Here is a 13607-nt window from a genome sequence, read left to right on the forward strand (position 1 = left end):
ATAAAATAGCGGGCTTAGTCCCTGATCAATAGAAATGGCCCCGCTATGGAATGGCTTGCCTCTTTTACCGACCTTGTTCTGCATCTGGATAAACACTTGGTGTTTTTTGTCCAGCAATATGGCGATTGGGTCTACGCCTTGCTGTTCGCCATTATCTTTGTGGAGACAGGGATTGTTATTGCGCCCTTTCTGCCAGGGGATTCGTTATTGTTTGTGGCCGGGGCGATCTGTGTCACGGAGGGAATGAGCCTGCCTTTGCTGATGGTGCTATTGGTGGTTGCGGCTATTCTGGGTGACGCGCTCAATTATTCAATCGGCCACTGGTTTGGTGAAGCCCTGATTAAACGCACACGGTTGATTAGCGCAGAGAAGCTGAAGTACACCGAGCAATTTTTTGAAAAACACGGCCCAAAGACTATTGTGATCGCCCGTTTTTTACCGATTGTGCGCACCATGGCGCCGTTTGTAGCCGGGTTTGGCGGGATGAGAGCAAAGCACTTCTTTCTTTATAACGTCACGGGTGGCTTGCTTTGGGTGATCTCGCTCACGCTGGCGGGTTATCTTTTCGGCAATATTCCGTTTATCAAGAATAATCTGACGGCGGTCATTCTGCTGATTATTTTCCTGTCGATTCTGCCGGGGATTATTGCGGTGCTGCGTGCCCGTGCGGCAGGCAGCAAAGGTTGATGCATGGTTAAAGCCCGCGTTGTCGTTCTGATCTCGGGACGAGGTTCGAATCTATCGGCAATTCTTGAAGCCGCAGCCGCACCGGATTATCCGGCGGCCGTGGTCGCCGTGATCGCCAATAAAGCAGATGCACCCGGTTTGCAGCTTGCGGCCGCTGCGGGCGTTGCGACCGAGATTGTGCCTTCCCAAGGCGTGACGGACCGGACGGTGTATGACCAATCGTTGCGGGACGCGATTGATCGATACGCACCGGATTTAATCGTACTGGCCGGCTTCATGCGCATACTGACAGCGGATTTGGTGAATCATTACGCCGGGCGGATGATCAATATTCATCCGTCACTCTTGCCTTCATTCACAGGTCTGCATACCCATCAGCGGGCACTGGACGCCGGTGTCCATCTACATGGCTGCACGGTGCATTTTGTGACGGCCGAACTGGATCATGGCCCGATGATTGCCCAGGCGGCCATACCGGTCTTGCCGGATGATACGGCGGTCTCGCTCGCTGCCCGCGTACTCGTTGAAGAACACCGGGTGTATCCGGCTGCGGTCCGCTGGTTTGCCGAAGGACGTTTGAAGGTTGTCGGCCAGCGCGTCTTGCTGGATGGCGCACTGGCTAATAATGTTGGATTGATTGCCCCGCATGTGGGCTGAGAGATGTTATGACTAAAAAAAAACCAGCGCCTGCACAGAAGCGCTCATCTACCCCCAACGCCAAGCGCCGCCCTACAGCGTCGCAAACCCCTGCGGAACCGAAGAGTGCCGCTGAGCTCGCTTTGCCGCGTCCCTTTGTGGCGCAGGCGATCAGTTTGCTGGCCGAGGTGCTCAAATTCGAGCGACCGGCCGATGGCGTGCTGTCCAACTATTTTAAAAATCATCGTGAGATGGGACATACCGACCGCGGACGTATTGCCGAGCTGATTTATTCAGTACTCCGCCACCTGCGCAGTCTGCGTGATGTGGTGAGCCGGTCCGAGCCGCCAAGTCCGAATGAAGCACGCTATCTCGTGCTGGCGGCACTGGTGCGCTTGCAGGGACGTAATTTGCGCGAAATCGAGCATCTGATCAAGGGTGAGGATACGGAATGGTTTGGCCGTCTGAAGGCGGCCGGTCAGGAGAAGGGCGACGCTGCGGTGCGCCACGAGTGGCCGAACTGGCTTGAAGAGGCTTTGACTGGCATGCCGGCTGAGGAAACGGATGCGCTGGCTCGTGTCTTATTGACACCGGCACCGCTGGATTTACGCATTAATCCGCTTCACGCCCGTCGCCCGGAAATTCTGGCGCAACTGGAAAAGCACGGGATCACTGCACAGGAAACACCATATTCACCCTGGGGCATGCGTCTGGAAGGCAAGCCGGCCATTCAGCGGCATCCGGCGTTTGTAAAGGGCGATATGGAGGTGCAGGACGAGGGCAGCCAGATCCTGGCGGCGCTGGTGGCGCCGAAGCGCGGTGAAATGGTATTGGACTTCTGTGCGGGTGCGGGTGGCAAGACGCTGCTGCTGGGCGCCCTGATGAAGAATACCGGCCGTCTGTATGCCGCCGATATTTCGGAAAAGCGGTTGGCCAAGCTTGGACCGCGAGTCGCCCGTGCCGGGCTTTCGAATGTACAGACGATTCGGTTGGCGCATGAGCGGGATGACCGGATCCAGCGCCTGGCCGGAAAGTTTGACCGCGTTCTGGTCGATGCCCCCTGTTCTGGGACGGGCACCCTGCGTCGTAACCCGGATCTGAAGTGGCGGCAAACGGCAGAGCAGATTGCCGAACTGACCGAGATTCAGCGCAAGATTCTGGAGGCAGCGGCACCCCTGGTGCGGCCAGGCGGTGTGCTGGTTTATGCGACCTGCAGCTTACTGGCTGTGGAAAATGCGCTGGTTCAGCAGGCTTTCAGTGACGCCCATCCGCAGTTCGAAGTCGTGGATCCTGTGGCACAGCTGGCAGCGGTGGGTATCGAGTTACCGGCCGATACGCTGCTCAATGGCCCGACTGGTCTGCCGGGCCTGCAGTTGTTGCCGCATCGCCATGGTACGGATGGCTTTTTTGCGGCGATCTGGCGCAAAAAAATCTAATTACTGGCCACCGAATTCTTCGTAGGCGCGCATCGCTTCTGCCGCATACATCAGCGATGGGCCGCCGCCCATCATGACAGCAACGCCGAGCATGTCGGCCAGTTGGGCTTTGGTCACGCCAAGTTTGATCAGGGCCTGGGTGTGGAAACCGATGCAGCCATCGCAACGGGCAGCAACACCGATGGCCAGCGCAATCAGTTCCTTGGTCAGAGCATCCAGTGCACCCTCTTTCATGGCAGCCTGGTGGAGTGCGCTGAAACCGGCCTGCACATCCGGCACCTGACCACGGAATTGGGCGAGGCCCTTGCTCAGTTCCTGGGTGACGGTCTTAAAGGATTTTTCAGACATGGCAGACTCCTTGGGTTGAGATGTGTTAGGATTGCTAAGATCTATAATTATATATAATATTGAAGTCTGTGGTTCAAACCCTTCAGCTTTTAACAGGAGAAATAAAATGACTCAGAATGTCGGCGGTCTGGACCGCATCCTTCGTATCGTGGTTGGTCTCGTGCTGGTTGGTCTGGCAGCGACCGAGACGATCCCGGCCTGGGGCTATATCGGTGTTGTTCCCCTGTTGACCGGCTTGTTCCGTTATTGCCCGGCTTACAGCATCTTCGGTTGTAAGACTGGCGGTTGTGGAACCGGTTGCGGTACGGGTTGTAAAACGGACTGCAAATAACGGCTTAGTTCGGCGCCTTTAGCATTGTGTTAATTGCGTCAAAGCCCACTCGATGTGCGTTTTAACCAACGCACTCGCGTGGGTTTTTTTATGCGTCAACGCTTCAATAATGGCCGGGGTGGGGCGGGCGTTGCCCAAAGCGACGGTGATGTTGCGTAGCCAGCGCTCGTAGCCGATACGGCGGATCGGGCTACCCTCCAAGCGGATAAGGAATTCGGCCTCCGTCCATTCGTAGAGTGCCAGCAGGCTTGCCTGATCGAGTCCGTGTCTGGGGGCGAAGGCCGGGTCACCGCTCACGGCAAAGCGATTCCAGGGACAAACCAGCTGGCAATCGTCACAGCCATAAATGCGATTCCCCATGGCTTGGCGTAATTCGACGGGGATTTCTCCGTCATGCTCGATCGTCAGATAGCTGATACAGCGCCGGGCATCCACCTGGTAGGGTTCAGTAATGGCACCCGTGGGACAGGCGTCAAGACAACGCTGACAATCACCGCAATGGGCATCAATCGGGGCATCAGGTTGGAGCGGCAGGTTGGTAAACAGTTCTCCAAGAAAGTACCAGGAGCCGCTACGGGTCAGGGATAAGGTGTGTTTGCCTTCCCAGCCAAGGCCGGCCTGCTGGGCGAGGGCAACTTCCATGACCGGCGCGGAGTCGGTGAAGACCCGGTAATCAAAAGCACCGTATCGGTTGCTGATGGCATCAGCCAGTTTCTGGAGACGCTGCCGAATGACCTTGTGGTAGTCGCGTCCCAGCGCATAGCGGGAGATATAGGCTGCCTGGGGATTTGCGAGTTGTGCGTAGGCCTGGGGCGTCTGAGGGTCTTCCGGCCAGTAGGGTAAGCGAACGCTGATGATGCTACAGGTACCCGGCAACAGCGCGCCCGGCGATTTTCTCAGTTCGGCGTGGCGTGCCATATACGCCATCGTGCCGTGCATCCCATCGTTCAACCAGTGATCCAGTCGTGCCTGTGCGGTGATGCCGATAACCGGTGCGCCTACGCGGACTTCACAAAAGCCCAGGGTTGCGGCAGTATCTTCGATAAAACTGCGGATTTGCTGTGGATCAAGCGGTTGGTGTACCGGCTTTGCCGAATTGAAGGCGACAGGCATGACAGAGGGTTCAGGCAAAGCGTGCGCGCCAGAGGTTCCAGAGGTCTGTGGCTTCGGCAGTGCCTTCAGCGGGGGACCAGGCAGCAATTTCATCCGGGCTCAGCGGCAAAAAGGGGCCAGCTTTGGCTTCAAAAAAGACGCTGTTCACTTCCAGCGCCAGAATGGTATGTGTGGTGCCATTCGGGATGTCGATGCCCAGTGTGTCGCCACCAGCCTTCAGTTCGATGGCTTCGACAATCACGCCATGGTCATCAAAACTCAGGTAACCGAAACGTCCCTGTAGGACCAGAATAGTTTCGTCCTTGTACGGATCCAGGTGGCGGTGAGGGCGCACGTAGGAGCCGGGTTGCATGGCATTGATGAGCCGATGCGAAGGAAATGCATCGTTGGGATGGAAGTTGGCGTTCTTACGGCCGCGCGGCGACAAGCGGGCGTCGTTGGCGGTTTGCTGAAGCAGTGAGCGGTCAATTTTTCGGGTCGGCATGCTAGATTTAGATTAACGATATATATCAGTATATAATATACTAAGACGAGCTTTGACTCGGCCGCATTGGCAAACTGAGCCCCGTGGGCTGGAGGTGAATCTAGCATGAAGCACAACAAAACGGCAGATAATACATTCGTCCCTCTGCATGGCCTGGCGACACTGGGTGCGGGCGGTCTAACGGTCAGCCTGTTCATGTGGCTGTTGTTCCTAACGCCCCATGATGGGGTTCCTGTCCCGGTTTTTGAGACATTGCAGGTTTACGCGGCCAGTAGCGATCTTGCGGGTATCTTTGTGCGTGCCATGCAGGCCGGTATTCTGATCTTTGCTCTGATCCACCTGGCGCTTGTGGTCTGGATGATGAAGGGGCTTGCGGCATTCAAGAAGTCACCGCAGTTCAGCGCCTTTTGGCAATCTCATATGGGATTGCAGATGATGGTGCGACCGCTAGTGTTGGCCATGATGGTGAATGTGCTGTTTATCATCGGTCTGGTCTTTGTGCCTGGGCTTTGGGAGCTACGCGAGATGCTATTTCCGGGGGCGCTACTGGCCTTTTTCCTGATTGCGGTCGATGCTGTGGTGCTGTGGATGGATCATCTTTCGGCGCTCTATCAGAGTGCATCGGATAATGCAGGGAGTGGTTTGGCCGGTATGTTTCCGGCGTTTACATTTGCAATGCTGGGTGTCGGTTTTTCGGCCTCGGCGGCCATGAGCCATCATAAGGTCACCGCCGGTATCGGTTTTGCCGGGGCCGTGATTCTCATGGTGTTTGCACTCTTAATCGCTTCAGCGCACTTTGTGGTGCAGTTTCCGCGAATGATGAGCGACGGTGTCAAACCGGCTGCTTCAGGGACACTCTGGATGGCGATCCCCGTTTCAACGATTCTTGGTATTGCCGCTTTCCGTTTGCTGATGAGTGCGCAGCATGTATGGGGCGTTCAGGTCGGCAAGGTGCTGCCCGCGGCTGTTTTGCTGCTCTTCATGGCGGTCCAGTTATTTTTTTATCTGCTCGGACGGGCAGTGATGAATCGCAATAACGGTTGGCGATATCTGGTGACCGAGCAGCCCCAGGCCGCCAGCTTTTCACTGATTTGTCCGGGCGTCGGATTGTTTGTGCTGGGGATGTTCGTCGTTTTCCGGGGGCTGGCACCACTGGAAGTCGTCGACTCGCTGACGATGTGGATGCCATTGACCTTTCTGATGGTGCTGCAGATTGCCACGTTTGGCTTGTTTCTTCGCCTGATGCGCACGGCCATGCCGAAAGCAGCACATTAATCGTGGATGGAGCGGTGCGTCAGGACAGCAGGCGCCGTATTTTAGATCGCATGCGAGGCAAGTTTTGCCGCCGCCCCATATTATGGTTGCCACTACTCCTCCTGCTCTTGCTTCTATGGTTGGCGCTGGCTAACCTGCTGGTGGGCCCTACGCCGTCTTGCCCCGGTTGTTGTCGGGTTTATTACTGAGTTTCGAGAACCGCTGTTTATGCCCAAATTACATCGTAAGTATTTTCATCTCGTTTTTTCGCTGGTCATGGGGGCCAAGATGGTCTTCGTGATGACGTTTTTTATTACGTTGATTAACCTGGGCTGGGTCGATGGTTTCTTCATAAGCTGGATGCGGGCATACGTCATCGCCTATGTGATTGCCGTACCGGTAATTTATTACCTTGCCCCGTTAGCGCGTCGTTTTGCGGCCCGTTGGGTAGAAACGCCCTGAACCATGCGTGCAGGGGGCTCACAGATTTTGCCGGACTACTAGCCATCCTTAGCCGCCTCGGGCACCATAGCGAAACTTTGATGAGGTTTCGATGTCCGTTTTACGTTTCGAGCTGGTGGATGAGGAGGCAACGCAGGCCCTGGGTGGGGTGATTGCACGTGCACTGCCTGCTGCACATGCCGCTTCCCGATTTCATGTCGATCTGCTGGGCGATCTTGGCGCCGGTAAAACCACGCTGGTTCGCGCCGTTCTGCGCGGCTTCGGTTTCGAGGGACGCGTTAAAAGCCCGACTTATCCGCTGCTGGAGCTCTATCAGGTGGCTGGCCGTCAATTCTGTCATTTTGATCTGTACCGTCTGGAGACGCCAGAGGCTTTTAGCGAGGCCGGTTTTGATGAGTATTTCAGTGTGCCCGGACTCTGCTTTGTCGAGTGGCCTGGTCGGGCTGCCGGCCATTTACCACCGCCGGATTGGGTGGTCTCCTTGAGCGATTCGGCTCATGGTGGTCGGGTTCTCGAAGTGGTCGCCCGCACCGAACAGGGACAAAGCTGCCTGGAGCGTCTGGCGTGAGTCGTCAAGGCTCGGATCGCCGTCAGCTGCTGCGCGGCGCAGGCTCGCTCTGGCTGTTGGCGGTGACGCCTGTCGGTGCGCTGGCGGCGAGCGTTGCCAATGGGTCATCCATTGTGGCGGTGCGTGTCTGGCCGGCTGAGGACTACACGCGGGTGACGATTGAGCATAAGGGTCCGGTCAAGTTTACGCAGACGATCGTGCATAACCCGGAGCGGCTGGTCGTTGATATCGAGGGTATAGAGCTCAATGGTGTGCTGAAAAGCCTGGGCGATAAGGTCGGGCCAAATGACCCGTATATCCGCCAGTTGCGGGCTGCCAATAACAAGCCGGGTGTCGTGCGATTGGTTATGGATCTGAAGGGGGAGGTTGCGCCCCAGGTGTTCAATCTGGCACCCGTTGGGGACTATCAGAGCCGGTTGGTGATGGATATCTACCCGGCCGTGCCGCAGGACCCACTAATGCAATTGGTCTCGGCGAAACCGAGTGCACCTGTACCTGCGCCTGCCAAGGCTGTGGCAGAACCATCGCGGCCGGAGCCCGCTAAACCGCTGGCTGAAAAACCGAGTGAACGGCCAGCGCCGAGCGAGCCGGAAGCGCCTCAAAAAATCGCAGAAAAACGCAGTGACGAACCGCTGAAACCGTCGAAGAAGAACGGAAAGATGGTGACCATCATGCTGGATCCGGGGCACGGTGGCGAAGATCCGGGCGCGATTGGTGCACGAGGCTCTATGGAAAAGAATGTGACGCTGTCGATTGCCCGTCGTTTGCGTCAGCGTATTGAGGCTGACCCCAGTATGCGGGTGGCGCTGACCCGGGACGGGGATTTCTTCGTGCCTTTGCAGACCCGCGTGCAGAAGGCCCGCAAAGCGCAGGCAGATCTGTTTGTGTCGATTCATGCGGACGCCTGGATTAAACCCGAGGCGCGCGGTTCTTCAGTCTTTGTCTTGTCAGAAAAAGGGGCATCCAGTGCGGCGGCCCGGTATCTGGCCCAGAAGGAAAACGAGGCGGACAAAGTGGGCGGGGTTAATTTCACCGTATCTGACCCGCATCTAGCGCGAACACTCATGGATCTGACGCAAACTGCCACGCAAAATGACAGTATGAAACTGGGTAAATCCGTGCTTTCGAACCTGGGTAGCGTGAACGCTCTGCACAAATCATCGGTCGAGCAGGCGGGGTTTGCCGTGCTGAAAGCCCCTGATATTCCCTCGGTGTTGATAGAAACGGCCTTTATTTCCAACCCCGAAGAAGAAAAGCGGCTTAACGACGAGGAGTACCAGGATAAGTTGGCCGAGGCGATTATGCGCGGAATTCGTCAGTATCTGGCGCGGAATCCGGTACATGCCGGCACCCGAAGCGGCTGAATTCGTCAGGTAAGCTTTATAATGCAGGGTTTTCTTCCGGAACCCTGCGTCTGATTTATGCGTGTTGTACGCGGACTGAATTTACCTGCCAGATTGCCTGCGGCAGTGACCATCGGTAATTTTGATGGCATGCACCTCGGGCATCAGGCGTTGCTGCGTCAGCTTAAGGCTGAGGCAGTCTTGCGCGGGTTGCAGCCGAGCGTCCTGACCTTTGCACCTCATCCACGCGAGTTCTTTGCCAGTCAGGCCGCCAGGGCCGGTGTTGTGGCCGGACCGGCGTCTGTGACGCCCGGCGTACCTCAGGTACCGGCACGTCTGCATACCCTGCGGGAAAAGCTGGAAGCGTTGGCCCTGGCCGGTGTTGCCGAAACCCGGGTCTGCCGGTTTGATGCGCCTTTTGCGGCGCTGAGTCCGGAGGCTTTTGTTCAGCAGGTGCTGGTTGATGCGATGCAGGCCCGGCATGTGCTGATTGGCGATGACTTCCGCTTTGGCGCTCGTCGCGCTGGCGATTTTAGTCAATTGCAAGCACTCGGTGCGGTGCATGGTTTCAGTGTGTCGGCATTGGACTCGGCATGTCTGGGGGCTGCACGGATTTCTAGCTCCCAGGTGCGAGAGGCTCTGGCAGCGGGTGACTTGGCCCGGGCCGAATCTTTGCTCGGCTATCCCTACGCCATGGAAGGCCGGGTGATTCATGGCCGGCAGCTGGGGCGCACCATCGGCGTACCCACCGCCAATGTGCAGATTCGTCATAACCCGTTGCCGCTGCGTGGCGTGTTTGTGGTCGATGTGGGGTTGGATGATACGGATCAGGCCGTGCCCCAGCCCTCACATCGTTATCGCGGTGTCGCCAATCTCGGTTATCGACCCACGCTCGGTGGCGATACCCGCCCGCTACTGGAAGTGCATCTTTTCGATTTCTCGGGTGACCTGTATGGCGCCCACCTTGATGTTCGTTTCCTGGCAAAGCTCCGCGATGAGATGACTTTTGCCGGTTTTGATGCGCTGACTGCCCAGATCCGTGAGGATATGGCGCAGGCGCATGCCTATTTTGAATCTCAGCTAACGGTGTAAGACACGTATTCCCATGACTGACAAATCCAAGAACGCAGCCCTTTCTGATGCGAGCAAGGCGGCTCGTGCCACCCTGAATCTGGTGGACACGCCGTTTCCCATGCGTGGTGATCTTCCGAAACGCGAACCACAATGGGTCGAGGCATGGCAACAGGATGGTCTCTACCAGAAGATCCAGGCGCATACCCAGGGTCGACCGCGCTTTGTGCTGCACGACGGCCCGCCGTACGCTAATGGCGATATCCATATCGGCCATGCGGTCAACAAAATCCTCAAGGACACCATTGTCCGCTCTAAGGTCCTGGCCGGTTTTGATGCCCAGTACGTACCGGGTTGGGATTGCCACGGCCTGCCCATCGAACACCAGATCGAAAAACAGCATGGCCGCAATCTGCCGGCCGATGAAGTCCGCAAATTGTGCCGTGTCTATGCCGCCGAGCAGGTGGCGCGTCAGAAGAAAGACTTCATCCGTCTCGGCGTGCTGGGTGACTGGGGTAACCCTTATCTGACGATGAACTTCAGCGCCGAAGCCAACGAGGTTCGTGCCCTGGGCAAGATGCTGGCGGATGGATATCTGTATCAGGGCCTGAAGCCCGTAAACTGGTGCCTGGACTGTCGTTCTGCGCTGGCCGAGGCGGAAGTCGAATATGAGGACAAGCACTCGCCCGCCATTGATGTGGCCTTTGAAGTGCATGACAGTCATGCCAAAAAACTGGCCCAGGCCTTTGGTCTGGATCACCTGGAAGGCCCGGCTTTTGCCGTGATCTGGACAACAACGCCCTGGACGCTGCCGGCGAATGAGGCTGTGAGTGTGCATCCGACGGTTGAATATGTGCTGGTGGGCACGGCCAAAGGCAATCTGATCCTGGGTGCCGATCTGGCTGAAGGCGCATTGCAGCGTTATGAGTTGCAGGGGCAGGTGCTGGGCAAGTGTACGGGCGCCGCACTGGAACACGTGCTGCTGCGCCATCCTTTCTACAGTAAGGACGTGCCGATCATCTGCGGTGAGCATGTGACCACGGATGCCGGTACCGGCATGGTACATACCGCACCGGCCCATGGGGTTGATGATTTTAATATCGGTAAGAAGTACGGTCTGCCGGTTGAAAACCCAGTGGGTGACGACGGTCGTTTCCTGCAGAAGACTTTGCCGTTACCTGAAACTGCGCTGGCGGGTTTGACTGTCTGGGAAGCCAACCCGAAAGTGCTGGAAACCCTGCGCAATGCTCATCGACTTCTGGCCGAGGTCAAGCTTCAGCACAGCTATCCGCACTGCTGGCGTCACAAGACCCCGATCATTTTCCGGGCGACCACGCAATGGTTTGTCGGTATGGATATGCCGCCGAAACCGGGTGCCTCTTCCCTGCGCCATCTGGCCGAAGTCGCCGTGGCTGACACGCATTTTTATCCGGCCTGGGGCCGGGCACGTCTGGAAGCGATGATCCGTAACCGGCCGGATTGGTGTGTCTCTCGCCAGCGTAACTGGGGGGTGCCGATTCCGTTCTTCCTGAACAAGGAAACCAATCAACTGCATCCGCGGACACCCGAGCTGATTGAAGCCGTGGCCAAACGCGTCGAGCAGTCAGGCATCGAGGCCTGGTTCCAGCTCGACCCGGTTGAGCTGCTGGGTGACGAAGCCAAGGATTACCGCAAACTGACCGACACGCTGGATGTCTGGTTTGACTCGGGTACGACCCACTGGCATGTGATGCGTGGCTCTCATGCCGACGAGCATGCGTGGCCGGCGGATCTGTATCTGGAAGGTTCGGATCAGCATCGCGGCTGGTTCCAGTCGTCGCTTCTGACCGGTTGTGCGCTCGATGGTCGTGCGCCCTACAAGGGCCTGCTGACGCATGGCTTCGTGGTGGACGGCAAGGGCCGCAAGATGTCAAAGTCGGTGGGGAATGTGATCTATCCGCAGGAAGTGGCCGACAAGATGGGTGCCGAAATTCTGCGCCTCTGGGTGGCCAGCACTGACTACTCCGGTGAATTAACCATTTCCGACGAAATTCTCAAGCGGGTGGTGGAGGGCTACCGTCGGATCCGAAATACGGTGCGCTTCCTGCTGGCCAATACGGATGACTTCAATCCGGCCGTGGATGGTGTGCTCGTGACGGAGATGCTGGAAATTGATCGTTATGCCATCGAGATGGCGCGTGCCCTGCAAGTCACCGTGGAAGATGACTACAACCGCTACGACTTCCACCATATCGTGCAGTCGCTGCAGAATTTCTGTTCCGAAGATCTGGGGGCGTTTTATCTGGATGTGCTCAAGGACCGCCTGTACACCACGGCGCCGGATTCACGGGCCCGCCGTTCCGCCCAGACAGCGCTGTGGTTGATCACGCAGACGATGCTGCGCCTGATGGCCCCGATTCTGTCGTTTACGACAGAAGAAGTGTGGTCGCTGCTCGCCAATAAAAATCCGAATTTGCCAGCATCGATCATGCTGTCGGATGCCGAGCCGTTACCGGCAGTCGCAGATGCTGATGCACTGGTGGCCAAGTGGGCGAGAATTCGTGCCGTGCGTGCCGAGGTCGCCAAAGCCATGGAAGCCGTACGCAGTGAAGGCGTTATTGGTTCCTCGCTACAAGCCGATGTGGCGATTATTGCGCCGGCCGATGACGCCGCTGCACTGGCAAGCCTGGGCGATGATCTCAAGTTCGTGCTGATCAGTTCCGGTGCAACCGTCACTCTGGGGGAGTCGCTCAATGTGACGGTGACCGCGAATACCTACGCCAAATGTGAACGTTGCTGGCATCAACGCGAGAGCGTGCACCAAGACCCGGCGCATCCGGGTTGGTGTGACCGCTGTATCAGCAATGTTCACGGGGAAGGCGAAATCCGTGTCCATGCATGATGTCACGATGCGTAACCCATCCGCGGCACCCCGAAAAGCTAGAAGCCTTCTGGTGCCCGGTTTGCTGGCCGCACTGGCCGTGATTGTGCTGGATCAGCTGAGCAAACTCTGGGTGTTCAATACCTTTGTACCGGGTGAGGCGATTGAGCTGACAGCATTTTTGAACTTCGTGCTGGTATTCAACCCTGGTGCCGCGTTCAGTTTCCTGGCCGACCATGCCGGTTGGCAGCGCTGGTTTTTCAGCGCCATTGCGCTGGGGATTTCCGGCTGGATTATCTGGCAGCTGCGACAGTTATCCTGCTGGAACTGGCTGGCTACCGGGTTGGTGCTGATCATGGGTGGTGCACTGGGGAACCTGATTGACCGCTTGTGGCTGGGCATGGTGATTGATTTTATCGATCTTCATGCTGCCGGCTGGCATTGGCCCGCATTTAATATCGCAGATAGTGCCGTGTGTGTTGGTGCGGTGCTGTATGTGCTTTTTCAGAAACAATCGCCGCAGAAACCCTAGCGGAACACGTCGCATGCCAACGGGCATGCAGGGAGCAGACCGTGCAAGACACCACACCCCGGATTGAAGCAGATAGTTTCCTTACACTGCATTACCGGTTAACCACGCAGGATGGGGAAGAGGTCGTCAGTACCTTTGATCTGGGTCCGGCCACGATCATGCTGGGTAATGGCGAGCTGAACGAGAATTTGGAAGCCTGTCTGGTCGGTTTGGTGCCCGGTGAGCATGCGATTTTCGAAGTACCGGCCGAAGCCGGTTTTGGTCAGCATAACCCCGGATTAGTGCAGCGGATCGCGCGCAGCGCGTTGCCTGTGGCGGACGATCTCAAGGAAAATACCCTGGTCGAATTCACGTCACCGGAAGGTGCCGAATTTGCCGGGTTTGTGCGTGAACTCGATGACACCCATGCACTGATGGATTTTAATCACCCGCTGGCCGGTAAAAGCCTGCGTTTTGAAGTGCAGATTATCGGATTGCTGTGA

Annotated in this window: 15 protein-coding genes; 12 read left to right on the forward strand and 3 right to left on the reverse strand. The window is 57.1% G+C overall.

Annotation, left to right across the window (positions count from 1 at the left end; genetic code table 11):
- Positions 1 to 45 precede the first annotated feature (45 nt).
- The 3 genes from AC3GOJ_RS06010 to AC3GOJ_RS06020 are packed head-to-tail and all read left to right on the forward strand — an operon-like array spanning position 46 to position 2759.
- Positions 46 to 687 (forward strand): DedA family protein, encoded by a 642-nt coding sequence (locus AC3GOJ_RS06010; protein WP_488236562.1) that lies wholly within the window; start codon positions 46 to 48, stop codon positions 685 to 687.
- Between the two features lie 3 nt (positions 688 to 690).
- Complete coding sequence (purN, locus tag AC3GOJ_RS06015; protein WP_488236563.1) at positions 691 to 1344, forward strand: phosphoribosylglycinamide formyltransferase; 654 nt, start codon at positions 691 to 693, stop codon at positions 1342 to 1344.
- Positions 1345 to 1352: 8 nt separating this feature from the next.
- Positions 1353 to 2759 carry an RsmB/NOP family class I SAM-dependent RNA methyltransferase gene (locus AC3GOJ_RS06020; RefSeq protein ID WP_488236564.1) on the forward strand — a complete coding sequence of 469 codons (1407 nt, stop codon included), beginning with the start codon at positions 1353 to 1355 and terminating at the stop codon, positions 2757 to 2759.
- On the opposite strand, the gene AC3GOJ_RS06025 is transcribed toward AC3GOJ_RS06020, so the two are convergent.
- Positions 2760 to 3107, reverse strand: a complete 348-nt coding sequence (locus AC3GOJ_RS06025) for a carboxymuconolactone decarboxylase family protein (RefSeq protein WP_488236565.1) — start codon at positions 3105 to 3107, stop codon at positions 2760 to 2762. It abuts the gene before it with no gap.
- 106 nt (positions 3108 to 3213) lie between these two features.
- Between AC3GOJ_RS06025 and AC3GOJ_RS06030 the strand changes: the two genes are divergently transcribed.
- Positions 3214 to 3438 carry a YgaP family membrane protein gene (locus tag AC3GOJ_RS06030; RefSeq protein ID WP_488236566.1) on the forward strand — a complete coding sequence of 75 codons (225 nt, stop codon included), beginning with the start codon at positions 3214 to 3216 and terminating at the stop codon, positions 3436 to 3438.
- 18 nt (positions 3439 to 3456) lie between these two features.
- Here the strand turns inward: AC3GOJ_RS06030 and queG are convergent, their stop codons facing one another.
- Complete coding sequence (gene queG / locus AC3GOJ_RS06035) at positions 3457 to 4551, reverse strand: tRNA epoxyqueuosine(34) reductase QueG (protein WP_488236567.1); 1095 nt, start codon at positions 4549 to 4551, stop codon at positions 3457 to 3459.
- Between the two features lie 10 nt (positions 4552 to 4561).
- Complete coding sequence (locus AC3GOJ_RS06040) at positions 4562 to 5035, reverse strand: WbuC family cupin fold metalloprotein (protein ID WP_488236568.1); 474 nt, start codon at positions 5033 to 5035, stop codon at positions 4562 to 4564.
- A 105-nt stretch (positions 5036 to 5140) separates the two neighbouring features.
- Between AC3GOJ_RS06040 and AC3GOJ_RS06045 the strand changes: the two genes are divergently transcribed.
- The 8 genes from AC3GOJ_RS06045 to AC3GOJ_RS06080 all read left to right on the forward strand — a co-directional run bounded on the left by AC3GOJ_RS06045 (position 5141) and on the right by AC3GOJ_RS06080 (position 13607).
- Positions 5141 to 6310, forward strand: a complete 1170-nt coding sequence (locus AC3GOJ_RS06045) for a TsoY family (seleno)protein (protein ID WP_488236569.1) — start codon at positions 5141 to 5143, stop codon at positions 6308 to 6310.
- Between the two features lie 207 nt (positions 6311 to 6517).
- Complete coding sequence (locus tag AC3GOJ_RS06050; RefSeq protein ID WP_488236570.1) at positions 6518 to 6751, forward strand: DUF2798 domain-containing protein; 234 nt, start codon at positions 6518 to 6520, stop codon at positions 6749 to 6751.
- 91 nt (positions 6752 to 6842) lie between these two features.
- Entirely contained in the window at positions 6843 to 7319 is a 477-nt protein-coding gene (tsaE, locus tag AC3GOJ_RS06055; protein ID WP_488236571.1) for a tRNA (adenosine(37)-N6)-threonylcarbamoyltransferase complex ATPase subunit type 1 TsaE, read from the forward strand.
- The gene (locus tag AC3GOJ_RS06060; protein ID WP_488236572.1) at positions 7316 to 8683 is read left to right on the forward strand and encodes an N-acetylmuramoyl-L-alanine amidase; all 1368 of its coding nucleotides are present in this window, start codon (positions 7316 to 7318) and stop codon (positions 8681 to 8683) included. Before tsaE ends, AC3GOJ_RS06060 begins: the two co-directional genes overlap by 4 nt.
- 57 nt (positions 8684 to 8740) lie before the next feature.
- Positions 8741 to 9754, forward strand: a complete 1014-nt coding sequence (locus tag AC3GOJ_RS06065; RefSeq protein ID WP_488236573.1) for a bifunctional riboflavin kinase/FAD synthetase — start codon at positions 8741 to 8743, stop codon at positions 9752 to 9754.
- 13 nt (positions 9755 to 9767) lie between these two features.
- Entirely contained in the window at positions 9768 to 12614 is a 2847-nt protein-coding gene (gene ileS, locus AC3GOJ_RS06070) for an isoleucine--tRNA ligase (RefSeq protein WP_488236574.1), read from the forward strand.
- Between the two features lie 7 nt (positions 12615 to 12621).
- Positions 12622 to 13125, forward strand: a complete 504-nt coding sequence (gene lspA, locus AC3GOJ_RS06075) for a signal peptidase II (RefSeq protein WP_488236575.1) — start codon at positions 12622 to 12624, stop codon at positions 13123 to 13125.
- A 41-nt stretch (positions 13126 to 13166) separates the two neighbouring features.
- Positions 13167 to 13607, forward strand: coding sequence for an FKBP-type peptidyl-prolyl cis-trans isomerase (locus tag AC3GOJ_RS06080; RefSeq protein WP_488236576.1), 441 nt, complete (start codon positions 13167 to 13169; stop codon positions 13605 to 13607).

Source organism: Fluviibacter sp. (assembly GCF_057744235.1).

Coding starts and splice junctions, on each gene's coding strand:
- queG (WP_488236567.1), bottom strand. CDS start 4,551: ATGCCTGTCGCCTTCAATTCGGCAAAGCCGGTACACCAACCGCTTGAT.
- AC3GOJ_RS06050 (WP_488236570.1), top strand. CDS start 6,518: ATGCCCAAATTACATCGTAAGTATTTTCATCTCGTTTTTTCGCTGGTC.
- ileS (WP_488236574.1), top strand. CDS start 9,768: ATGACTGACAAATCCAAGAACGCAGCCCTTTCTGATGCGAGCAAGGCG.
- AC3GOJ_RS06010 (WP_488236562.1), top strand. CDS start 46: ATGGAATGGCTTGCCTCTTTTACCGACCTTGTTCTGCATCTGGATAAA.
- purN (WP_488236563.1), top strand. CDS start 691: ATGGTTAAAGCCCGCGTTGTCGTTCTGATCTCGGGACGAGGTTCGAAT.
- AC3GOJ_RS06065 (WP_488236573.1), top strand. CDS start 8,741: ATGCGTGTTGTACGCGGACTGAATTTACCTGCCAGATTGCCTGCGGCA.
- AC3GOJ_RS06020 (WP_488236564.1), top strand. CDS start 1,353: ATGACTAAAAAAAAACCAGCGCCTGCACAGAAGCGCTCATCTACCCCC.
- tsaE (WP_488236571.1), top strand. CDS start 6,843: ATGTCCGTTTTACGTTTCGAGCTGGTGGATGAGGAGGCAACGCAGGCC.
- AC3GOJ_RS06045 (WP_488236569.1), top strand. CDS start 5,141: ATGAAGCACAACAAAACGGCAGATAATACATTCGTCCCTCTGCATGGC.
- AC3GOJ_RS06030 (WP_488236566.1), top strand. CDS start 3,214: ATGACTCAGAATGTCGGCGGTCTGGACCGCATCCTTCGTATCGTGGTT.
- AC3GOJ_RS06025 (WP_488236565.1), bottom strand. CDS start 3,107: ATGTCTGAAAAATCCTTTAAGACCGTCACCCAGGAACTGAGCAAGGGC.
- lspA (WP_488236575.1), top strand. CDS start 12,622: ATGCGTAACCCATCCGCGGCACCCCGAAAAGCTAGAAGCCTTCTGGTG.
- AC3GOJ_RS06040 (WP_488236568.1), bottom strand. CDS start 5,035: ATGCCGACCCGAAAAATTGACCGCTCACTGCTTCAGCAAACCGCCAAC.